Consider the following 21684-nt stretch of genomic DNA (forward strand, 5'->3'; position numbering starts at 1 on the left):
TTGTCGCAAGGGCCGCCCAAACGAGGCGGCGCAAGATCATCCGCGCCTGGCCTTCGCGACAGGGTCTCACGCACTAATCCGGGCTACCCTCGGGAAGCTTCGCCCGCCCGTGCCAAGATGACCGGTTCCGTCCCAGATGATTAGTTCGCCGCCCCGTGGGCGGGAGCCGGGCGGGTCGCCAGCGGGCGTCCAGCGGCATTGCGGTACGAAAGCAGGGTGAGCCCCGCCAACCTGCTACTCCACGCGCTGTCCGCCGTCGACCCCAGCCCGTCGCCGTCCCCGTCCGCCGACTGCCGCTCCGACACCTGGTGCAAGAACGTCTGGGACATCACGGGCTCGGCCTGGTTCGCCGAGGGCAGCTACTGGATCGTCCTGAAGCCGCTGCGGATCGCACTGATCCTGCTGCTCGCCGTGGCCGCCCGCTGGGCGCTGCACCGCACCATCAACCGGCTGGTCCGGACGACCACCGAGGGCGCGGTGCCCACCATGCTCCGCCCGCTGCGCGAGCGGATCCCCAGCGCCACGCTCGACCCGGAGCAGTTCGTGCCGGAGCGGCGGCGGCAGCGCGCCGAGGCGATCGGCTCGGTGCTGCGCAGCATGGTCACGGCGTTCATCTTCGGCATCGCCCTGCTCATGGTGCTGAAGGAGTTCAGCTTCGACCTGGCCCCGCTGCTGGCCAGCGCCGGCATCGCCGGCGTGGCCCTCGGCTTCGGCGCACAGAGCCTGGTCAAGGACCTGATCGCCGGCCTGTTCATGCTGATCGAGGACCAGTACGGTGTCGGCGACACCGTGGACCTGGGCGAGGCGACCGGCGTGGTGGAGGCCGTGGGCCTGCGGGTCACCACGGTCCGCGACGGCCGGGGCGTGCTCTGGTACATCCGCAACGGCGAGATCGTCCGGGTGGGCAACAAGAGCCAGGGCTGGGCCCTCGTCGTGGTCGACCTGCCCATCGGCTTCGCCGGCACCGAGGAGGCCACCGCGGTGCTGCGTACGGCCGCCGCCTCGGTCGCCCTCGACCCGGAGCTGGCGCCGCAGATCGTCGAGGAGCCGGAGGTGCTCGGCGTCGAGCAGATGACGGTCGACGGCGCGGTGATCCGTACCGTCGTGAAGACCACCGCCGACGGGCAGTTCGCGGTCGGTCGCGAGCTGCGCCGCCGGCTCGCCGAGGCGCTGGAGAACTCGGGCATCACGGCGCGGATCGCGGCGGCGCGGCTCTATTCCGGGCTGCCGACCCGCACCCCGGCCGGGGGCGAGACGGGGACCGGCGGGGCCACCTGACATGGGCCGCCGGCCGGCTGGCCGGGCCCGCCGATTTTCGGGGGTCGCGCACCGCGCGGCCCCTCGGGTATCGTCCGTTCGTTCAGTCGGAGATGCGACGATCAATCCGTTCACCCTAGCCAGTTGTCAGACGATCGGGCAGAATCCGGTGAACACGCTCCCCTAGGGAGCGTGCTCGTGTCCTCGCTGATCCGTAGATCTGACGACGGTTTCCAGGTCAGGCCATCACGAGTGGCGATCTGGAGACGATGGAGGCGACGGTGTCCGACGAGCGACCCGCCCAGGAGGGCCCGGCCACCTTCCGCGAACTGTTCAACCTCGTGGAATACCGCGTCCTCTTCACGGCAAGCGCTCTGTCCTGGATCGGTGACTACGTGGCGAAGGCCGCGGTCACGGTCCTGGTCTACCGGCAGACCGACTCGGTGGCGCTCTCCGCCGCCGCCTTCGCGGCCAGCTACCTGCCCTGGCTCGTCGGCGGCCCGCTGCTCTCCGCGCTCGCCGAGCGCTACCGGTACCGGCAGGTCATGGTGGCCTGCGACCTGGTCCGGATGGTGCTGATGGTGCTGGTCGCCCTGCCCGGGATGCCACCCTGGGCGGTCCTGGCCCTGATCTTCGCCGCGACCCTGGCCAACCCGCCGAGCCAGGCCGCCCGGTCGGCGCTGATGCCGCAGATCCTCGCCGGCGACCGGCTGGTGGTCGGCCTCTCGGTCTCGGCGAGCACCGGCCAGGCCGCCCAGGTCCTCGGTTACCTGCTCGGCGCCGCGGTGGCCGCGGTCAGCCCGGCCGCCGCGCTGCTGATCAACGCGGCCACCTTCGGCGTCTCCGCGGCGCTGGTCCGCTTCGGCCTGCGCGACCGGCCGCCGGCCATGACCGAGGCGCACCGCAGCCACCTGCTGAGGGAGACGGCCGAGGGGTTCGCGCTCGTCTTCGGCCGGCCGGTGCTGCGCGCCATCGCCGTGCTGGTGTTCAGCGCGATGCTCTTCTCGATCGTGCCCGAAGGGCTCGCCGCGGCCTGGGCCGCCGAGCGGGCCGGGGACGGGATGGACACCGGCACGGCCCAGGCGGTCATCATGGCCGCCAACCCGGTCGGCTACGTCCTGGGCGGGCTCGTCGTCGGGCGGCTCGTCGCGCCGGCCCGCCGGGTGGCCCTGATGCGGCCGCTGGCGGTGATCGCTCCGGCGGTGCTGATCCCGGCGCTGCTCGACCCGTCACCGATCGTGGTGGCAATCCTGGCCGCCGCGTGCGGCTTCGCGGTGGCCGGGCTCATCCCGGTCGCCAACGGCCTCTTCGTCCAGGCCCTGCCGGACGGCTACCGGGCCCGGGCGTTCGGCGTGATGGCCAGCGGCACCCAGATCCTCCAGGGCGCCGCCGTGCTGGCCACCGGTGCGCTCGCCGAGCGCTTCGCCATCCCGTCCGTGGTCGGCGCCTGGAGCGCCGCCGGCCTGCTGCTGATGATCCTCGCGGTGCTCACCTGGCCACGCCCGGCAACCGTCCAGGCGGCCATCGAGGCCGCCCGGATGGAGTCCGGCGCGACGGCCGCCTCCGGCGAGCGCGGCGGGCACTCCCCGGTCCGCGGGGCGGCGGTGGGCGACCGGTCCGGCGAGCGCAGCCGGCGCCGGCACGCGGTGACCTGAGTCCCGCTCCGGCGGTGGGCGCGGGCCGGCGCCCCGCGGCACCTGGCAGGATGGGAGCGTGACTTCCCCAGGCGAGTCGATGACCCTCTTCGAGGCGATCGGCGGCGAACCCGCCTTCCGCAAGCTGGTGGACGAGTTCTACGCCGGTGTCGCCACCGACCCGCTGCTGCGGCCGATGTACCCGGAGGAGGACCTCGGGCCCGCGGCGGACCGGCTGACCCTCTTCCTCATCCAGTACTGGGGTGGCCCGCACACCTACTCCGAGCAGCGCGGCCACCCACGGCTGCGGATGCGGCACGCCCCGTTCCGGATCGGCGCGGTCGAGCGGGACGCCTGGCTGCGCCACATGCGGCGGGCGGTGGACCGGCTGGACCTGCCGCCGCAGCTCGCCGCCGCGCTCTGGGACTATCTGGAGCGGGCCGCCTATTTCATGGTGAACGTGATGGAGGACCCGGCTGCCGAGGGCTGACCGGCGTCCCGGGGGCCCGCCCGGCCGTCAGAGCAGGGCGCCCTCGTCGTGCAGCCAGTCGACGAAGGTGGTGGCCACCGCCGCGCCGCAGTCGAGCATCTCGACCAGCAGCGCGTCGTGGGTGCCGGCGCCGAGCGGGACCTGGAGCTCCGCGTAGATGGGCAACTGGCCCCGCTCGGTCGGGTCGCCGATGTAGGCCTTGCAGAACCGCCGGGTGTGGTTCCACTCGTTGACCACCCGGTAGGCGCGGTCGGCCCAGTCCGGCGGGACCGTCGCGTGCGGCCGGGCCCGCATCACGAGGATCTCGTCCTCGGGGCCCTCCAGGGTGACCAGCACGGCGTGCCGCTCCCACATGGCCAGCAGGTTGCCGTCGCCGTCGGCCAGGTAGCGCACGTCGAGCAGGTCGAGCGCGTCGCAGACCCGGCGGAGGGTGACCGGGGCGACGGTCGCCGGCATGTCGGCGATCACGGGCCGCTCCGCGGCCGCCGCGTCGTCCCCCGGCTGACGGGGGGTCGGTGGTCCGACCCGGACGGTGTCATCCACTGTGATCCCGCTTCGAGTTTCCGAGTCGCCGCCGCCGACGGGACCTGGGCGCCATGACCACCACGGCATCGCTCGCGCACCTCACTCCCCAGCGGATCCAGCCGCCTACGGTGCGTTGGATCCGAGGATGGACGGTACCCGGACAGCCGGGATGAGGCATCCCCCCAACGGTCGCCCCAAACCGGAAGAACGAACTGGGGTCATCCGTTCGGATGAACTCAGATGGGCGTCAGGCCGAGGTCCGCGACCTTCCGCGACCAGGCTGCTCCGTACGGTCCGACGAGCCCGACCCAACGGGCGGCGACGCGTACCTGAACGTCGCCGGCGCCGAGGAAGCCCATCCGGACCAGCCCCTGCACCAGCCGCTGGGGCACCTCCACGGGGGCGTCGGGAGCGTCGTCGGGCGTCACCACGACCGCGACGTGGTCCAGCAGCGCGTCCCGCAGCGCCCGCTGGCCCACGGCGCGGCCCGCCACGCCATGGGTGGCCGCCTCGCGCAGCGTCCCGGCCGCCGCGGCGGCGATCCGCTGGACCTCGCCGGCGGGCAGCGCCTCCACGGCCCGGCTGGTTGCCGGCGGCAGCGGCCAGCGCCACCCGTCGTCCCGCCGCCGGGGCAGCGCGTCGCCGCCCGCCGACAGCTCCGCCAGCAGCTCCCCGGCCGCCACCGTGACGTCGCCCGGCGCCGTGCCGGGGACGGTCCGGACCACGAGCACGTCCCACGGCAGGCGGGCCCAGAGGGCGGTACGCCCGCCGCCGGGCACCGGCCGGAGCCGGACCAGGGTGGCCGGGTCCAGCCGGACCAGGCGGGCCAGGAAGGCGCCCGCGTCGGCCACCCCGTCCAGCCCGTGCCTGTCCGCCGGAGTGGTCATGCCGGGCGCCCGGGTGCGTACCGGAGCAGGAAGGCCCGCTCGTCCGCGGAGATCCGGCGGGGGCGCTGCGCGGCCAGGTCGAACGGGACCAGCACCGAGCGGGCGCGGCTGGCCAGCACGTCGCGGTCGTAGAGCTCGTACGCGACGGTGAACGACGCCGCCCGGATCTCCTCCACCCAGAGCTCGATCCGGACCGTGGGGGCCGCCTCCGCGGTGGCCCGGCCCAGCGCGTAGTCGACCGGGCGCAGGTAGTCGACCTCGTGCCGGCGGATGACCACCCCGTCGGCGAACGAGTCGACGCCCCACGCCCGGCCGCCGGCGAACATCATGGCCACCCGCGCCTCCTCGTAGAGGGTGAGGAAGCGCGAGTTGTTGACGTGGCCGTACGCGTCCAGGTCGGACCAGCGCAGCGTGCAGTCGTAGACGAACCGGTCAGTCACGGGTGAGCTTGCGGTACGTCACCCGGTGCGGCCGGGCGGCCTCCGCGCCGAGTCGGTCGATCTTGTTCTTCTCGTACGCCTCGAAGTTGCCCTCGAACCAGAACCAGCGCGCCGGGTTCTGGTCGTCGCCCTCCCAGGCCAGGATGTGCGTGGCGACCCGGTCGAGGAACATCCGGTCGTGGGAGATGACCACGGCGCAGCCGGGGAACTCCAGCAGCGCGTTCTCGAGGCTGCCGAGCGTCTCGACGTCGAGGTCGTTGGTCGGCTCGTCGAGCAGGATGACGTTGCCGCCGATCTTGAGGGTCAGCGCCAGGTTGAGCCGGTTCCGCTCGCCGCCGGAGAGCACCTTGGTCGGCTTCTGCTGGTCCGGGCCCTTGAAGCCGAACGCCGCGATGTACGCCCGGGACGGCATCTCGACCTTGCCCACGAGCAGGTGGTCCAGCCCGTCGGAGACCGTCTCCCAGACCGTCTTGTCGCCCGCCAGGCCGGCCCGGCTCTGGTCGACGTAGGACAGGGAGACCGTCTCGCCGACCCGGACCGAGCCGCCGGTCGGCTCCTCCAGGCCCACGATGGTCTTGAACAGGGTGGTCTTGCCGACGCCGTTCGGGCCGATCACGCCGACGATGCCGTTGCGCGGCAGCGAGAAGCTGAGGTCGTCGATGAGCACCCGGTCGCCGAACGCCTTGACCAGGTTCTTGACCTCGATCACGGTGTTGCCCAGGCGCGGGCCCGGCGGAATCTGGATCTCCTCGAAGTCCAGCTTGCGGGTCTGCTCGGCCGCCGTGGCCATCTCCTCGTAGCGGTCGAGGCGGGCCTTGGACTTGGTCTGCCGGGCCTTCGCGTTGGAGCGGACCCACTCCAGCTCCTCGTCGAGGCGCTTCTTCATCTTGGCGTCGCGCCGGCCCTCGACCGCCATCCGGGCGGCCTTCTTCTCCAGGTACGTGGAGTAGTTGCCCTCGTAGCCGATGGCCCGGCCCCGGTCCAGCTCCAGGATCCAGCCGGCCACGTTGTCGAGGAAGTACCGGTCGTGGGTGATCGCGATCACCGTGCCGGCGTACTTGGCCAGGTGCTGCTCCAGCCACTGCACGCTCTCCGCGTCCAGGTGGTTGGTGGGCTCGTCGAGCAGCAGCAGGTCCGGCGCCTCCAGCAGGAGCTTGCACAGCGCCACGCGGCGGCGCTCACCGCCGGAGAGCTGGGTCACGTCGGCGTCCGGCGGGGGGCAGCGCAGCGCGTCCATGGCCAGTTCGAGCTTGGAGTCGACGTCCCAGGCGTCGGCGTTGTCGAGCTCCTCCTGGAGCTTGCCCATCTCCTCCATCAGCTCGTCGGAGTAGTCGGTCGCCATCTGCTCGGCGATCTTGTTGAACCGCTCCAGCTTGGTCTTGATCTCGGCGACCGCCTCCTCGACGTTGCCGAGGACGGTCTTGGCGTCGTTGAGCGGCGGCTCCTGGGCCAGCATGCCCACGGTGTAGCCGGGCATGAGCCGGGCCTCACCGTTGCTCGGCTGGTCCCAACCTGCCATGATCTTGAGGAGGCTGGACTTACCGGCGCCGTTCGGACCGACCACACCGATCTTGGCCCCCGGCAGGAAGTTCAGCGTCACGTTGTCGAGCACGACCTTGTCGCCGTGCGCCTTGCGCGCCTTTTCCAGGACGTAGATGAACTGGGCCACGGTGCGGGCTACCTCCGTCGGTTGCGATCGCGAGCTGGCGGGCGCCGGCGCGGGCTGCGAGGTCCGCCCGCCGCCGCCGGCCGGGGCCGGCCGCGCGCACGCCGTCGTCAATCCTGACAGGTACACCCCGCTCCGCCCACATCACCCCGCCCCGGCGTGTGTGGCGGGCCCGGCTGTCGACAAGATCACGAACGAGGTTCGACCGGCGCGGGACGGGTAGGGAACTCCGGCACGGGGCAACAGAGGCCGCAGCTACGCTCAGTACGCTCAGCGCGGTGGACCCGTCAGCAACCCGGAGGTGGCCGATCGTGACCGTCCGTAGCTCCTTTGTCGTGGTGGCGAACCGACTGCCGGTCGACGAGGTGAGCACACCCGAAGGGGAGCGGCAGTGGCGACGCAGCCCGGGCGGCCTGGTGACCGCACTGCACCCGGTGCTCGCCGAGCACCAGGGCACGTGGGTCGGCTGGGCCGGCGGCACCGGCGCCGCCCCCGAGCCCTTCGACCTGGAGGGGATCCGGCTGCACCCGGTGCCGCTGAGTGCCGAGGAGCTGGAGCGGTACTACGAGGGGCAGTCGAACGCGACGATCTGGCCGCTCTACCACGACGCGGTCGAGACCCCGGCCTACAAGCGGCGCTGGCGCGAGGCGTACCGCCTGGTGAACGCCCGGTTCGCGGAGGCCGCGGCGGACGTCGCGGCCGAGGGCGCCACGGTCTGGGTGCAGGACTACCAGCTCCAGCTCGTCCCGGCGATGCTCCGCGAGCTGCGGCCGGACCTGCGGATCGGGTTCTTCCTGCACATCCCGTTCCCGCCGATCGAGCTGTTCATGCAGATGCCGTTCCGCACGGAGATCCTGCGCGGCCTGCTCGGCGCGGACCTGGTCGGCTTCCAGCAGCGGCTGGCGGCGCAGAACTTCGTGCGCCTGGCCCGGCACCTGCTCGGCCTGCGCTACGAGGGGCAGATGATCCAGGTCGACGGCCGGCAGGTGAAGGCCGGCGCGTTCCCCATCTCGATCGACACCCGGGAGATGGAGCGGCTGGCCGAGGACCCGGCGATCCAGGCCCGCGCCAAGCAGATCCGCGAGGAGCTGGGCAACCCGAAGACGATCATCCTGGGCGTCGACCGGCTCGACTACACCAAGGGCATCGAGCTCCGCCTGAAGGCCTTCCGCGAACTCCTCGCTGACGGAAAGTTGACAGTCCCGGACGCGGTTATGGTGCAGGTCGCCACGCCGAGTCGCGAGCGTGTGGAGCACTACCAGGCACTTCGGGTGAAGGTGGAACGCGAGGTAGGCCGGATTAATGGCGAATTCGGACGGGTCGGCGTGCCGGCGGTGCATTATCTGCATCAGTCGTACAGTCGCTCCGAACTGGCCGCGATGTACGTCGCGGCCGATGTGATGATGGTGACCCCGCTGCGAGACGGAATGAATCTGGTGGCCAAGGAGTACGTCGCATCGCGCGCCGACCAGGGCGGCGCGCTCGTGCTCAGTGAGTTCGCCGGCGCCGCCACCGAGCTGCGCCAGGCGTTCCTGTGCAACCCGCACGACCCCGACGCGGTCAAGGACGCGCTGCTGCGCGCCGTGCACGTCGAGAAACCCGAGGCCCGGCGCCGGATGCGGATAATGCAACGCCACCTGCGCAGCCACGACGTGGGCCACTGGGCCAAGTCGTTCCTGACCGAACTCGGCGTCACCGATGCGGAGGCGGCGTGACCTCTCCTGCCACCACCACTCCGCACGGCGGGGTGATGGATCCCGAGCTGCGCGCCGCCATCGGCCGGATCGCCCGGGTCCCCCAGCTCCTGGTCGCCTGCGACTACGACGGCACCCTGGCCCCGATCGTCGAGGACCCGAGCAAGGCCGTGCCGCTGCCCGAGTCGGTGGCCGCGGTCCGCGCCCTCGCCTCCCTGCCGCAGACCAGCGTCGCGGTGGTGTCCGGCCGCGCGCTGCGTGACCTGGCGACGCTCTCCCGGCTGCCCAGCGAGGTGCACCTGGTGGGCAGCCACGGCTCCGAGTTCGACATCGGCTTCGTCGAGCGGCTCACCCCGGAGCTGATCGCGGTCCGGCACCGGCTCCGCAACGAGCTGCGGGAGATCGCCGCGGCCCACCCGGGCGTACGCCTGGAGCGCAAGCCGGCCAGCGTCGCCGTGCACACCCGCGGGGTCGACCCGCAGATCGCGGCCGCGGCCATCGAGGCGGTCCGCAGCGGCCCCGCCACCTGGGACGACGTCACCGTCACCCAGGGCAAGGAGGTCATCGAGCTGTCGGTGGTGGCGACCCACAAGGGCACCGCGGTCGACCAGCTCCGGACCCAGCTCGCGGCCAGCGCCGTGCTGTTCATCGGCGACGACGTCACCGACGAGAACGCCTTCGGCAACCTGCACGGGCCGGACGTCGGCATCAAGATCGGCCCGGGTGACACCCAGGCCGACTACCGGGTGGCCGAGCCGATCGAGGCGGCCCGGGCGCTGGGCCTGCTGCTGGAGACCCGGCGACACTGGCTCTTCGGCGAGCGGGCGGTGCCGATCGAGCGGCACTCGATGCTGGCCAACGGCCGTACGGTCGCGCTCGTCACCCCCGAGGCCAAGATCACCTGGCTGTGCCACCCGAAGCCGGACTCGGCGGCGATCTTCGCCGACCTGGTCGGCGGCAGCCCGGCCGGGCACTTCACCGTCGGCCCGCAGCGCGGCGGCATCCCGCTGGGGCAGCGCTACCGCAGCAACACCATGACGGTGGAGACCCGCTGGTCCGGCCTCACGGTGACCGACTGGCTGGACCTGCCGGCGAAGGAGACCACGCCGGACGGCCCGGCGATCGTCACCGGCGACTCGAGCCTGGTCCGGGTGCTCAGCGGCACCGGGCGGGCCCGGATCGAGTTCGCCCCGCGTCCCGAGTTCGGCCAGGTCGCCGTGCAGCTCCAGCCGCTGGACGACGGGCTGCTGGTGCTCGGCTCCAACGAGCCGGTGGCGCTCTACTCGCCCGGCGTCGAGTGGGAGGTCACCAGCGACGCCGGCTACGAGACCGCCAAGGCCGTCGTGGACCTGTCGGCCGCCGGCGGCCAGGTGGTGCTGGAGCTGCGCTTCGGCACGCAGAGCCTGGAACACCACCGGGTGCCGATCCACGAGCGGCAGGCCGCCGCCGAGCAGCCCTGGAAGGACTGGGTGGCCTCGCTGCGGCTGCCCGCCACGGCCCGGGACCTGGTGGCCCGCAGCGCGCTCACCCTGCGCGGGCTCTGCCACGAGCCGACCGGCTCGATCCTCGCCGCGGCGACCACCTCGCTCCCCGAGGAGCTGGGCGGCGTCCGCAACTGGGACTACCGCTACTGCTGGTTGCGGGACGCGGCCATGACCGCCCGCGCGCTGGTCGACCTCGGCTCCACCGAGGAGGCCGAGGGCCTGCTGCGCTGGGTCGACGGCGTCATCGACCGCACCGGCGGGCACCCGGAGCGGCTGCACCCGCTCTACACGGTCGACGGCTACGAGCTGGGCGCCGAGGCCGTCATCGACACCCTGCCCGGCTACGCCGGCTCCCGGCCGGTCCGGGTCGGCAACCTCGCCAACCACCAGCTCCAGCTCGACGTCTTCGGCCCGGTCGCCGACCTGATCGCCGCGGTGGCCGACGCCCGGGGCTCGGTACGCGACGACGAGTGGCGGGTGCTGGAGAACATGGTCGAGGCGGTCCGCCGCCGCTGGCACGAGCCCGACCACGGCATCTGGGAGGCCCGCCTCCCACCCCGGCACCACGTCTTCTCCAAGGTCATGCTCTGGATGACCGTCGACCGGGCGCTGCACGTGGTGCGGCAGCACGGCGGCGAGGACCGGCCGGAGTGGGTCGAGCTGCGCGACCGGATCGCCGACAACGTGCTGGAGCACGGCTGGCACCCGGAGGCCGAGGCCTACAGCGTCGCCTACGGGTACGAGGAGATGGACGCCTCGTCGCTCTGGATCGGCATCTCCGGGCTGCTCGCCGGCGACGACCCGCGCTTCCTGTCCACGGTGCTGAAGATCGAGGCAGAGCTGCGCAGCGGCCCGGTCGTCTACCGGTACCACTGGGACGACGGCCTGCCCGGCCGGGAGGGCGGCTTCCACATCTGCACGGCGTGGCTGATCGAGGCGTACCTGCGCACCGGCCGGCGCACCGACGCGGAGGAGCTGTTCGCGCAGATGGTCGACACGGCCGGGCCGACCGGGCTGCTCCCCGAGCAGTACGACCCGCTGGCCGAGCGCGGGCTGGGCAACCACCCGCAGGCGTACAGCCACCTCGGGCTGATCCGCTGCGCCCTCATGCTGGACAACATGCTCAAGCAGTGACCTGAGCGGCGGCACGACGGCGGCCCGGGACCGGCTGGTCCCGGGCCGCTCGCCGTCCGGCGGTCAGGTGTCGAGAGTGCCGACCACGTCCCCGACGACGACGATGGCGGGCGGGCGGAGGCCGGCGGCCGCGACATCCCCGGCCACCGTGCCGAGGGTCGAGCGGAGGGTCCGCTGACCGCTCGTGGTGCCCTCCTGGATCACGGCGGCCGGCGTCTGGGCGGGCCGGCCGTGCGCCACGAGGGTGGCGCTGATCGCCGCGAGGTTCTTCAGGCCCATGAGGATGACCAGGGTGCCGCGCAGGCCCGCCAGGGACTCCCACCGGACCAGCGAGGCCGGCGAGTCGGGGGCCACGTGCCCGGAGACCACGGTGAACTCGTGCGCCACCGCCCGGTGGGTGACCGGCACCCCGGCCGAAGCGGGCACCGAGATCGCGCTGGTCACCCCGGGCACCACGGTCACCGGCACGCCGGCCTCGGCGCAGGCCAGCAGCTCCTCGCCGCCCCGGCCGAAGACGTACGGGTCGCCGCCCTTGAGGCGCACCACCACCTTGCCGGCCCGGGCGCGGTCCACCAGGATCCGGTTGATCTCCTCCTGGGCCCGCGACGGCCCGTACGGGATCTTGGAGGCGTCGACCAGCTCGACATCCGGTCGCAGCTCGTCGAGGAGCAGCCCGGGGACGAGCCGATCGGCGACCACCACGTCCGCCTCGGTGAGCAACCGCCAGCCCTTCACGGTGATCAGCTCGGGGTCGCCCGGCCCCGCGCCCACCAGCGCCACCCGGCCAGCCGACGGCGCGACCCCGGCGGCATCGGGCTCGCCGGCAGGCGGCGTGGCCGGCCGGGCCGGCGCGGCAGCACCCGGCTCCGGGGCCTGCTGCCCGGCGCGCGCGGCGAGCAGTTCGCGGACCGCGTCGCGGACGCTCATGGCGCGGCGGGGGTCGCCGCCGCCCAGCACGGCCACGGTGACCGGACCGTGCCGGGTCACCGCCGGGGTCCACGCGGTGGCGGCCGCCCGGTCGTCGGCGCGGACGCAGAAGATGCGGCGCTCCGCGGCGGCGGCGCTGACCGCGGCCGCGGCCACCCGGTCGTCCACGGCCACCTGGACCAGCCAGGCGCCGTCCAGGTCGTCGGGCACGAACCGGCGCGGCTCCCAGCGCAACCGGCCGGCGTCCACGTGCCCCCGCAGCGCCGGGGTCAGCTCCGGCGCCACCAGCAGGACGTCCGCGCCGGCGTCGAGCAGCGCGGGCACCCGCCGGGTGGCCACCGCTCCCCCGCCGACCACGACCACCCGCCGGCCGGCCAGCCGCAACCCGAGCGGGTACGGGTTGCCGGTCACTTCTCGGCCACTCCCGCCGAGTCGAAGGTGGCGACCTCGTGCAGCACCCGGACCGCGCCGGTGACGACGGGGAGCGCGAGCAGCGCGCCGGTACCCTCGCCGAGGCGCAGCCCGAGATCGATGAGCGGGTCCAGGCCGAGGTGCCGCAGCGCCGCCGTCGCGCCCGGCTCGGCCGAGCGGTGCCCGGCGACCATGGCACCGACCGCGTCCGGCGCGAAGGCGGCGGCCGCCAGCGCGGCGCTGACCGCGATGACGCCGTCCAGCAGCACCGGCACGCGGCGCGCCGCGGCGCCGAGGACCAGCCCGGCCAGCGCGGCGTGCTCCAGGCCGCCGACCGAGGCCAGCACCCCCAGCGGGTCGGCCGGGTCGGGCGCGTGCCGCTCCAGCGCGGCCCGCACCACGCCGACCTTGCGGTCGTACGTCTCGTCGTCCACGCCGGTGCCCCGCCCGGTGGCCGCCGCCGGGTCGACCCCGGTGAACGCGGCGATCAGCGCGGCGGCCGGGGTGGTGTTGCCGATGCCCATGTCGCCGGTGAGCAGGATGCCCGCCCCGGCGTCGACCAGGTCGCCGGCCACCCGGATGCCGGTCTCCACCGCCGCGCGGGCCTCGTCGCGGGTGAGCGCGGCGGTGACCGTCAGGTCCCGGGTGCCGCGCCGCACGTTCGCGGCGACCAGGCGCGGGCCGGCCGGGTCGCTCGCGGGGTCGGCCGGGAGCGGGGTGGCCACGCCGACGTCCACCACGGTGACCGAGGCGTCGGCCTGCCGGGCGAAGGCGTTGACCACCGCGCCGCCGGCCAGGAAGTTGCCGATCATCTGGGCGGTGACCTCCTGCGGCCACGGGGTGACGCCCTGGGCGTGCACGCCGTGGTCGCCCGCGAAGATCGCCACCGCGGCCGGCTCCGGCAGCGGCGGCGGGCAGGTCCCGGCCAGCCCGGCGAGGCGTACGGAGAGCGGCTCCAGGGCGCCCAGCGAACCGGCGGGCTTGGTGAGCCGCCCCTGGAGTTCGCGGGCCGCCGCCATAGCGGCCTCGTCGAGCGGGCGGATCGCCGCGAGGGTGGACTCCAGCATCATGCCTCCAGGATCTCGGCCAGCACGTCGGTGAAGGCGTCGGTCGTCGCCGGATCGCGCACCGCGATCCGCAGCCAGTCCGGGCCCAGCCCGGGGAACGTGTCGCCGCGGCGGACCGCCCAGCCGCGCTCGCGCAGCCGCTCCCGCACGGCCGCGGCGCCCGGCAGGTGGACCAGGACGAAGGCGCTGGCGGGACGGCCGGCGACGCGTACCCCGGGCAGGCCGGACAGGCGGCTCACCAGGTGGTCGCGGTCGGCGGCGAGCCCGGCGGCGATGGCGCGTTCGGCCGCCACGGCGGCCGGGGACGCGCAGGCGGTGGCGGCGGCGAGCGCCGGGGTGGAGACGGCCCAGAGCGGCTGGGCGGCGGCGAGCCGGGCGAGCAGCGGCGGCTCGCCGAGCAGGTAGCCGATCCGCAGCCCGGCCAGCCCCCAGGTCTTGGTGAGGCTGCGGACCACCAGGAGGCCGGGCAGGTCGCGGCGGGCGGCGAGCGACTCGGGCTCGCCCTCGACCCCGGCGGCCGCCGTGGTGTCGGCGAACGCCTCGTCGACCACCAGCACCCGGCCGGGTCGGGCCAGGGCGGCGACCGCCTCGGCGGGGTGCAGCACCGAGGTGGGGTTGGTGGGGTTGCCGAGCAGCACCAGGTCGGCGTCGGCGGGCACCCGGGACGGGTCCAGCCGGAAGTCGTCGCCCGCGTCGAGCAGTACCCGCTCGACGGTGTGGCCGGCGGCCCGCAGGGCGGCCTCCGGCTCGGTGAACTGCGGGTGCACCACCACCGGCCGCCGGGCCTCGCGCAACGCCCGGGCGATCAGCACGAAGCCCTCGGCGGCTCCCGCCGTGAGGAGTACCTCTTCCGGGGTACGCCCGTGGCGGGCGGCGACGGCGGCCCGAGCCGGGCCGGGATCGGGGTACGCGGCCAGCGCGCCCAGCGCCGTGACGAGCGGGTCGGCCAGCCAGTCCGGCATCGGGGCGCGGCGGACGTTGACGGCGAGGTCGACCAGACCGGGCGTGGCCTCGGCGTCCCCGTGGTGACCGAGGTCGGGCTCGTCCGCCGGGGCGGCGGTCCCGATGAGCTGAGCACGCATGTCCGCGATCCTGCCGGGAAGCCGCCGCCCGGGACAGCGGATCCCGGCGTGGGCCGCGTCACCACCGCTCGACCCCCTCGCCCGTTTATGAATTCTTCTCATTTCCGAATCGGAAATGTCATAGCTTGACCACGTGAGCAACCGACCCCTTGCCTCCGCTGGTCGTGCCGTGCCTCTCCTCCGCGCCGGGCTCATCGCCGGCATCGTGGTCGCCGCCGCGGCCTATCCGCTGGCCGCCGTCACCGGCATCGGTGCCAAGGCCACCGCGCACGCAGTGGAGCAGAAGACCAACATCCTCAAGACCGCGCTGCCCGCCGAGACCTCGTACGTGTACGCGCCGGACGGCAAGACCGTGCTGACGATGTTCTACGAGGAGTACCGCCAGTACACCAAGATCGAGGACATGTCCCCGAACATCCAGCAGGCGATCGTCGCCGCCGAGGACAACCGCTTCTACCAGCACCACGGGGTCGACCCGAAGGGCGTGGCCCGTGCCTTCGTGTCCAACGCCCGATCCGGCGGCGTCTCCCAGGGCGCCTCGACGATCACCATGCAGTACGTCCGGATGGCCCTGCGGGACAGCGCCCAGACGCCGAAGGAGGTCCAGGAGGCCACCCAGCAGACCAGCCTGCGCAAGGTCAAGGAGATGCGCATGGCGCTGGACATCGAGAAGCACGTCAGCAAGGAGCAGATCCTCGAGCGCTACCTCAACTCGGCCTACTTCGGCCACCGGGCGTACGGGATCTACGCGGCCTCGCAGATCTTCTTCTCGAAGACCCCGGCCACCCTCACCCCGGTCGAGGCGGCCACCCTGGCCGGCCTGGTGAAGTCCCCGTCGGAGTACGACCCGATCACCTCCGACCAGAAGGACGCCACCGCCCGCCGCAACTACGTGCTCGACAACATGGCCCGCCTCGGCTACCTCTCACCGGACGCCGTGGCGGCGGCCAAGGCCGAGCCGATCAAGCTGCGGCTCACCAACCCGCCCAACGACTGCGCCTCGCTCCTGGAGAAGTACCGGGGGACCTGGGGCTTCTACTGCGACTACCTGAAGAACTGGTGGAGTTCGCAGCCCGCGTTCGGGGAGAACCGGCTGGAGCGGATGGACAAGCTGCGCCGGGGTGGCTATCGCATCGTGCTCGCCCTCGACCCGAAGATCCAGGAGGCGGCCGAGAAGAACGTGGGCGCAAAGGACGGCACGGGCAGCCCGTTCGCCAACGGGATCGTGGTCGCCGAGCCGGGCACCGGGCGGATCAAGGCGATGGCGGTGAACCGGACCTACTCGCTCGACCTCAGCGAGAACCCGAACAGCTCCAACCCGGAGGCCGGCCCGAAGGTCAAGGCGAACTTCCCGAACACCGTGGCGCCGTTGCTCGGCGGGGGAACCCTCCCCGGGTACCAGGCCGGCTCGACGTTCAAGATGTTCACGATGCTCGCCGCGCTCAACAACGGGACGAAGCTCTCCGACACCATCAACTCGCCGTACCGCTACCAGTCCAGGGTCTACGACGGGTGGGCGCCGTCGAACGCCAGCGGCGCCATGACCGGCGTGCAGACCATGTGGTCCGGCTTCGGCAAGTCGGTGAACACCTTCTTCGTGCAGCTGGAGGAGCAGATCGGCGCGGAGAAGGGTGTGCGCCTGGCCGAGCAGCTCGGGCTGCGCTGGCGTACCGACGTGGACCGCGAGCACGCCGCGCCGGACAAGGCGAACAAGTGGGGCGCGTTCACCCTGGGCGTCTCCGATGCCACCCCGCTGGAGGTGGCCAACGCGTACGCGGCCGTCGCCGCCGACGGGCGGTACTGCGAGGCGATCCCGGTCAACTCGATCATGAACCGGGACGGCACGCCGGCCATGTACAAGACCGCCGGCGGGGTGGAGCGCGAGGTTGCCAAGCCGCGCTGCCGCCAGGTGGTCAGCGCCGACGCGGCCCGGGCGGCCACCGACGCGGCCCGCTGCCCGACGGGTGACACCCCGGCCAAGGGAGGTTGCGGCGGCTGGTCGACCGCGGACAGCGTGCGGGGCACGGTGGGCCGCCCGGTCGCCGGCAAGACGGGCACCACCGACAGCACCCGGTCCGCCTGGTTCGCCGGCTACACCCCGGAGCTGGCCGCGGCGAGCTTCATCGCGGACCCGGACAACCCGTTCAACGCGGTGGGTGACGGCTTGTCCCAGGTGCCCGTCAACGCGGTGGCGGAGACCCTGCGCGACGCGCTCAAGGGCCGACCCGTCCAGCAGTTCACCCCACCGTCCGACCAGATCGTGGGCTGACCCACCCTGGACGGCCCGGGGGTGCGCCCGGGCCAGTTGATCAAGAGGTTTGCGCGCGGAATCCTGCGATTCCCGACGCAAACCTCTTGATCAACGTCGGGGGTCAGGCGTCCGGGGGGCAGGTGTCCGGGGGCAGGCGTCCGGGGTCAGCGGAGGTCGGCACTCACGAAGGACCAGAGTTCCAGGTCCACCCGGGCGCCGTGGACGAAGCCGGCGTTGCGGAGGAGGCCCTCGTAGCTGAAGCCGGCCTTCTCCGCCACGCGCCGGGAGGCGACGTTGCCGGGGGCGACCCGCAGCTCGACGCGCTGGAAGCCGTGCTCCAGGAGCAGTGCGATGGCGACCGCGTCGACCGCCTCGACGGCCAGGCCGTAGCCCCGGGCGTGCGGGGCGATCGCGTAGGACACCTCGGTCAGCCGGGCACCCCAGTCGGTGCGGCGGGTCCAGAGACAGCCGACCACCCGCCGGTCCTCGCGGCGGACCACCGCCCAGTGGTCGCCGTCGCCGCTGTCCCGGCGCTGCCGGGCCAGCTCGGTGCACCAGGCCCGCCCGTCGATCTGCCCCGAGGAGTCGGCCAGCGGCAGCCACCGCTGGGTCTGCCGGTCCGCGAACACCTCGTCGACCGCCTCGGCGTCGGCCGCGACGAGCTGGCGTACCTCGGTGCGCGGGGTGGAGACGGTCAGCGCCGGGAACCGGCGCACCGCCACCTGCCCGATCACGCCGGGGCCTCCGCGGGGGCCAGGGCCGCCGCGACGAGCCGGGCCGCCACGTCCGGGTACGCGGCCCAGTGCGGCACGAGCTGCGAGGCGTGGACGCCCCGCCACACGAAGCCCTCCGGGGCGCCGCCCTCCCAGCGCCAGGCCGCCCGCTCGCCGGCCCGCGGGGTCAGCACCGCGGCGTGCTGCTTGTGCCCCACCACCGTGGTGCCCGCGCGGGCCACCACGCTGTCACCGGCCGCGGTCGCCTCCCGGTAGCCGACCACCAGGCCGTCCCGGCTGGCGCCCACGGCGTCGAGCACTCCGCACATCGGCCGGCCGTCGAGCTCTCGGGCCAGCCAGAGCAGGCCGGCGCCCTCGGCGACGACCGGACGGCCGGTGCGGGCCAGTTCGGCCACCGCGATGCAGAGCCGGCGGTTGGCGGAGAGCTGCTCCGCGTACGTCTCCGGGAGCCCGCCACCGACGACCAGCGCGCGGGTGCCGGCGGGCAGGGCCTCGTCGCGCAGCGGGTCGAGGGTGACCACCTCGGCGCCGGCGGCGCGCAGCAGCTCGGCGGTCTCCGGGTGGCTGTAGCTGCCGCCCGGGCCGCCGGCCAGCGCGACGACCGGCCGCTCCCCGGCGGGCGGGCCGGCCGGCTCCGGCGACCACGGCGCGGCGGTCAGCTCCGGTGCGGACCGGGCCAGCGCCAGCACCCGGTCCAGGTCGACCGTGGCGGCGACGCCCTCGCCGAGGCGGCGCACGGCCCGCTCGGCCTCGGCGTCGCGCTGGACCACCGGCACCACGCCGTGCCGGCGGGCAGGCAGCACCGCGGGCAGCTCGTGCCGGCGCAGCGCGCCGTAGACCGGCACCCCCACGTCGTCGAGCGCCTCGCGCAGCATCGTCTCGTGCCGGGGCGAGGCCACCCGGTTGAGGATCACGCCGCCCAGCCAGAGCTGCTCGTCGTAGGCACGGAAGCCGTGCACCAGGGCGGCCACCGACTGGCCCATGGCGGCCACGTCGACCACCAGCACCACGGGGCTGCGCAGCGCCGTCGCGACGGCCGCCGTGGACTCGGTCTCCGGGCGGCCGGCGATCGAGTCGTAGAGCCCCATGGTCCCCTGGACCAGCGCGAACCCGGCCCCGGCGGCGCCGTGCGCGAAGAGCGGGGCGACCCGCTCCGGACCGACCAGCCGCGGGTCGAGGTTGCGCCCCGGCCGCCCGGCGGCCAGCCCCAGATAGGCGGCGTCCACCTGGTCCGGCCCGATCTTGAACCCGGCGACGTCGAGCCCCCGGTCGGCGAGGGCCGCGAGCAGGCCGAGCGAGAGGGCACCGGTGCCGTGCCCCGAGGAGGGCGCGCTCAGCACGACGCGCGGCACGACGGTCATCATCGACTCCTGCTCTGGGGTGGTTTCCGCCCGCGTGACCATACCCGCCCCGACCGACGCGCGGCGGCCGGCGACCGGCCCGTTCCGGCCCGGCGCGGGCCAGTGGCGCCGCTCATACGGGTAGCCTTGGCCAACGTGTACCGGTTCCTGCTGACCCCGCGCTGGCTCGGCTATCTCGCGCTGACCCTGGTCGCGGCCGCGGTGATGGTCTTCCTCGGCAACTGGCAGCTGGACCGCTACCGGGGCCGGACGGCGATCAACGAGCGGATCGACGCCGGCGCCACCATGGCACCCGCCCCGCTGCGGGACGCCCTGCCGGCCCCGACCGGCGGCCCCGGCACCGCCGGCCCGGCCCCGGCCGACCGGCTCACCTGGACCCGGGTGACCACCACCGGCCGGTACGACAGCGCGAACGTCGTCCTGGTCCGTGGCCGCACCGTCGACAACAAGGTCGGCTTCGAGGTGCTCACCCCGCTGGTCCTCGCCGACGGCAGCGCCGTGCTGGTCGACCGGGGCTGGATCCCGCCCGTCCCCGGCGGGAACGCGACCACCCAGCCGCCGGTGCCCGCCGCGCCGACCGGCGAGGTGACCGTCACCGGCCGGCTGGTGGCCAGCGAGAGCGGCGGCGGCGCGGTCGACCGGCGCGACGGCAAGCTGGAGACCCGCCGGATCAGCATCCCCCGGCTGGCGAAGCAGCTGCCCTATGCGGTGTCCGGCGGCTACGTGCTGCTCGACCAGCAGACACCGGCCGCCGACCCGGCGTTCCAGGCGGTGCCCATCGGGCACACCAACAACTGGCAGAACTTCGGCTACGTGGTGCAGTGGTGGCTCTTCGCCGGGATGAGCCTGGTCGGCTACGGCTGGGTCGCCCGCCGGGAGGCGCGGCGGCTGGCCGGCCTCGACGGGCCGCGCGGGCCGGTGGACCGGGCCGCCGAGCCGGCCGCCACCTGACGCCCGCTCCGCACCGGACCCGGTCGCCGGGTCAGTCGGTGACCCGGCCCGCGTGGATGGCCCGTACCGCGTCGATGGTGTCGGCCTCGGCGGCGGTCTTGTCGTCCCGGTAGCGGATCACCCGGGCGAAGCGCAGCGCCATCCCGCCCGGGTAGCGGCTGCTGGTCTGCACCCCGTCGAAGGCGATCTCGACCACCTGCTCCGGCCGGACCCGCACCACCCAGTCGCCCTTCTCCACGGCCAGCCCGAGGAAGCGCTCGGTCTGCCAGCGCAGCAACTCGTCGGTGAGCCCCTTGAACGTCTTGCCGAGCATCACGAACTCGCCGGTGCGCGGGTCGCGGGCGCCCAGGTGCAGGTTGGAGAGCCAGCCCTGCCGCCGGCCGCTGCCCCACTCGACGGCCAGCACCACGAGGTCGAGAGTGTGCCGGGGCTTCACCTTGACCCAGGCCGCGCCGCGCCGGCCGGCGTCGTAGGGCGCGGCGGGATCCTTCACCACCACCCCCTCCTGGCCCGCGTCGACCGCCGCCGCGAAGGCGGCGCCGGCCTGCTCGGCGTCGTCCACCTCCACCCGGCCGACCAGCAGCGTCGGATCGACCACGCGGGCCAGCGCGGCCCACCGCTCCCGGCCGGGCAGGTCGATCAGGTCCACGCCGTCGAGGTGCAGCAGATCGAAGAAGTACGGCGTCAGCACCGTCTCGTTGGCCCGCTCGGCCGCGGCGAGCACGGCGGGCGCCACCGGCGTGCGCCCCGTGGTGCTCGCGGTGGTGCGCCGCGCGGCCCGGCTGGAGGTCTCCTGGAACGGCAGCGGGCGGCCCTCGGCGTCCAGCCCGATCGCCTCGCCGTCGAGCACCAGCTCCCGGGCGGGGAGCGCGCGGACGGCGGCCACCACCTCGGGCAGCCGCCCGGTGATGTCGTCCAGGCTGCGCGTGAAGACCGCGATGTCCTGGCCGGACCGGTGCACCTGGATGCGGATGCCGTCGAGCTTCACGTCGACCACGGCCGGGACGCCGGTGGCGGTGAGCGCCTCGTCGACCGTGGGCGCGCTCTGCGCCAGCATGGGAGCGAGCGGGCGGCCCACCTGGAGGCCGAACCCGGCCAGTGCGGCCGCCCCGCCGGAGAGCGCCGCGACCGCCACGGCCCGCAGGTCGCCGGCGAGCAGCAGGGCCCGCCGGACGGCCGCCACCGGCACGTCGGCGGCCCGGGCCACCGCCTCGGTGAGCAGGCCGGCCTGGGCGCCCTGACGCAGCTCGCCCCGGAACAGGCCGACCAGCAGCCGCTGCTCGTCGGCGGTCGCCGCGGCGAAGAGCCGGCCGACCAGCTCGCGGCGCCGGGCCTGCGAGCCCGCACCGCCGACCGCCGCGATCTCCTCGATCGCCGCGTCGACGCCGCCCACGGTCAGGGTCGGCTCGGCGGCCGGTGGGGGCAGGTCACGCAGGCTCGCCCAGCCCACGCCGGTCTGCCGCTGCCGCAGCTCGCCGGCCAGGTAGCCGGCGCCCGCCGGCACCTCGTCGGGGTCGAGTGACCGCAGCGCGGCGGCCAGCAGCTCCACCTTGGCCCGCCGGCCGCTGGTGGCCCCCACCGCTGCCGACGTGGCCGCCAGCTCAACAAACCGCACGTGCCTCATCCTGCCAGCCACCCCCGACACCGGGGCGCGTCCCGAGCGATCTTGGAGAGTTGGCGCCCCCCAGG

General features: G+C 74.1%; 17 protein-coding genes. 7 read left to right on the top strand and 10 right to left on the bottom strand.

Features of this window, described 5'->3' with window-relative positions; all coding sequences use genetic code 11:
• Positions 1-216: 216 nt before the first annotated feature.
• The 3 genes from GCE86_RS19455 (at position 217) to GCE86_RS19465 (ending at position 3381) form a co-directional block, all read left to right on the top strand.
• Positions 217-1278 (top strand): mechanosensitive ion channel family protein, encoded by a 1062-nt coding sequence (locus tag GCE86_RS19455; RefSeq protein WP_244317023.1) that lies wholly within the window; start codon positions 217-219, stop codon positions 1276-1278.
• Positions 1279-1526: 248 nt separating this feature from the next.
• The gene (locus GCE86_RS19460) at positions 1527-2912 is read left to right on the top strand and encodes an MFS transporter (RefSeq protein WP_154228279.1); all 1386 of its coding nucleotides are present in this window, start codon (positions 1527-1529) and stop codon (positions 2910-2912) included.
• A 79-nt stretch (positions 2913-2991) separates the two neighbouring features.
• The gene (locus tag GCE86_RS19465) at positions 2992-3381 is read left to right on the top strand and encodes a globin (RefSeq protein WP_154230592.1); all 390 of its coding nucleotides are present in this window, start codon (positions 2992-2994) and stop codon (positions 3379-3381) included.
• Between the two features lie 27 nt (positions 3382-3408).
• Here GCE86_RS19465 and GCE86_RS19470 read toward each other — a convergent pair whose 3' ends face one another.
• The 4 genes from GCE86_RS19470 to ettA all read right to left on the bottom strand — a co-directional run bounded on the left by GCE86_RS19470 (position 3409) and on the right by ettA (position 6902).
• Positions 3409-3993 carry a type III secretion system chaperone family protein gene (locus GCE86_RS19470; RefSeq protein ID WP_154228280.1) on the bottom strand — a complete coding sequence of 195 codons (585 nt, stop codon included), beginning with the start codon at positions 3991-3993 and terminating at the stop codon, positions 3409-3411.
• A gap of 149 nt (positions 3994-4142) precedes the next feature.
• Positions 4143-4793, bottom strand: a complete 651-nt coding sequence (locus GCE86_RS19475; RefSeq protein ID WP_154228281.1) for a DUF8185 domain-containing protein — start codon at positions 4791-4793, stop codon at positions 4143-4145.
• On the bottom strand, positions 4790-5233 hold the full coding sequence (locus GCE86_RS19480; RefSeq protein WP_154228282.1) for an acyl-CoA thioesterase: 444 nt from the start codon (positions 5231-5233) through the stop codon (positions 4790-4792). Before GCE86_RS19480 ends, GCE86_RS19475 begins: the two co-directional genes overlap by 4 nt.
• Positions 5226-6902, bottom strand: a complete 1677-nt coding sequence (gene ettA / locus GCE86_RS19485) for an energy-dependent translational throttle protein EttA (RefSeq protein WP_154228283.1) — start codon at positions 6900-6902, stop codon at positions 5226-5228. Before ettA ends, GCE86_RS19480 begins: the two co-directional genes overlap by 8 nt.
• A 308-nt stretch (positions 6903-7210) precedes the next feature.
• Between ettA and GCE86_RS19490 the strand changes: the two genes are divergently transcribed.
• Positions 7211-8614, top strand: coding sequence for an alpha,alpha-trehalose-phosphate synthase (UDP-forming) (locus GCE86_RS19490; protein ID WP_091319030.1), 1404 nt, complete (start codon positions 7211-7213; stop codon positions 8612-8614).
• A 35-nt stretch (positions 8615-8649) separates the two neighbouring features.
• A complete protein-coding gene (gene otsB / locus GCE86_RS19495) occupies positions 8650-11211 on the top strand; it encodes a trehalose-phosphatase (RefSeq protein ID WP_154230593.1) in 2562 nt (853 codons plus the stop codon).
• A gap of 63 nt (positions 11212-11274) precedes the next feature.
• Here the strand turns inward: otsB and cobA are convergent, their stop codons facing one another.
• From cobA to cobC, 3 genes are read right to left on the bottom strand one after another with little or no spacing between them, the layout of a single operon-like run.
• Positions 11275-12549, bottom strand: a complete 1275-nt coding sequence (gene cobA / locus GCE86_RS19500) for a uroporphyrinogen-III C-methyltransferase (protein ID WP_154228284.1) — start codon at positions 12547-12549, stop codon at positions 11275-11277.
• A complete protein-coding gene (cobT, locus tag GCE86_RS19505) occupies positions 12546-13616 on the bottom strand; it encodes a nicotinate-nucleotide--dimethylbenzimidazole phosphoribosyltransferase (RefSeq protein WP_154230594.1) in 1071 nt (356 codons plus the stop codon). The genes cobA and cobT overlap by 4 nt, the downstream gene beginning before the upstream one ends.
• On the bottom strand, positions 13616-14698 hold the full coding sequence (gene cobC, locus GCE86_RS19510; protein WP_154228285.1) for an Rv2231c family histidinol phosphate aminotransferase CobC: 1083 nt from the start codon (positions 14696-14698) through the stop codon (positions 13616-13618). The genes cobT and cobC overlap by 1 nt, the downstream gene beginning before the upstream one ends.
• Before the next feature lie 133 nt (positions 14699-14831).
• On the opposite strand from cobC, the gene GCE86_RS19515 reads away from it, so the two are divergent.
• Entirely contained in the window at positions 14832-16967 is a 2136-nt protein-coding gene (locus tag GCE86_RS19515) for a transglycosylase domain-containing protein (RefSeq protein WP_154228286.1), read from the top strand.
• Positions 16968-17113: 146 nt separating this feature from the next.
• On the opposite strand, the gene GCE86_RS19520 is transcribed toward GCE86_RS19515, so the two are convergent.
• A complete protein-coding gene (locus GCE86_RS19520; RefSeq protein WP_154228287.1) occupies positions 17114-17683 on the bottom strand; it encodes a GNAT family N-acetyltransferase in 570 nt (189 codons plus the stop codon).
• Positions 17680-19044 carry a cobyrinic acid a,c-diamide synthase CobB gene (locus GCE86_RS19525; RefSeq protein ID WP_154230595.1) on the bottom strand — a complete coding sequence of 455 codons (1365 nt, stop codon included), beginning with the start codon at positions 19042-19044 and terminating at the stop codon, positions 17680-17682. Before GCE86_RS19525 ends, GCE86_RS19520 begins: the two co-directional genes overlap by 4 nt.
• A 135-nt stretch (positions 19045-19179) precedes the next feature.
• On the opposite strand from GCE86_RS19525, the gene GCE86_RS19530 reads away from it, so the two are divergent.
• Entirely contained in the window at positions 19180-19995 is an 816-nt protein-coding gene (locus GCE86_RS19530; protein ID WP_154228288.1) for an SURF1 family cytochrome oxidase biogenesis protein, read from the top strand.
• A 31-nt stretch (positions 19996-20026) separates the two neighbouring features.
• On the opposite strand, the gene GCE86_RS19535 is transcribed toward GCE86_RS19530, so the two are convergent.
• Positions 20027-21610, bottom strand: coding sequence for an ATP-dependent DNA ligase (locus tag GCE86_RS19535; RefSeq protein WP_154228289.1), 1584 nt, complete (start codon positions 21608-21610; stop codon positions 20027-20029).
• Positions 21611-21684: the final 74 nt, after the last annotated feature.

Source organism: Micromonospora terminaliae, from assembly GCF_009671205.1.
Lineage (GTDB): Bacteria > Actinomycetota > Actinomycetes > Mycobacteriales > Micromonosporaceae > Micromonospora > Micromonospora terminaliae.

Excerpts from the sequence above, each read along its gene's own strand:
- cobT (WP_154230594.1), bottom strand. The coding sequence starts at position 13,616 with ATGCTGGAGTCCACCCTCGCGGCGATCCGCCCGCTCGACGAGGCCGCT.
- GCE86_RS19470 (WP_154228280.1), bottom strand. The coding sequence starts at position 3,993 with ATGCCGTGGTGGTCATGGCGCCCAGGTCCCGTCGGCGGCGGCGACTCG.
- GCE86_RS19465 (WP_154230592.1), top strand. The coding sequence starts at position 2,992 with ATGACCCTCTTCGAGGCGATCGGCGGCGAACCCGCCTTCCGCAAGCTG.
- GCE86_RS19475 (WP_154228281.1), bottom strand. The coding sequence starts at position 4,793 with ATGACCACTCCGGCGGACAGGCACGGGCTGGACGGGGTGGCCGACGCG.
- otsB (WP_154230593.1), top strand. The coding sequence starts at position 8,650 with ATGGATCCCGAGCTGCGCGCCGCCATCGGCCGGATCGCCCGGGTCCCC.
- GCE86_RS19460 (WP_154228279.1), top strand. The coding sequence starts at position 1,527 with ATGGAGGCGACGGTGTCCGACGAGCGACCCGCCCAGGAGGGCCCGGCC.
- GCE86_RS19525 (WP_154230595.1), bottom strand. The coding sequence starts at position 19,044 with ATGACCGTCGTGCCGCGCGTCGTGCTGAGCGCGCCCTCCTCGGGGCAC.
- cobC (WP_154228285.1), bottom strand. The coding sequence starts at position 14,698 with ATGCGTGCTCAGCTCATCGGGACCGCCGCCCCGGCGGACGAGCCCGAC.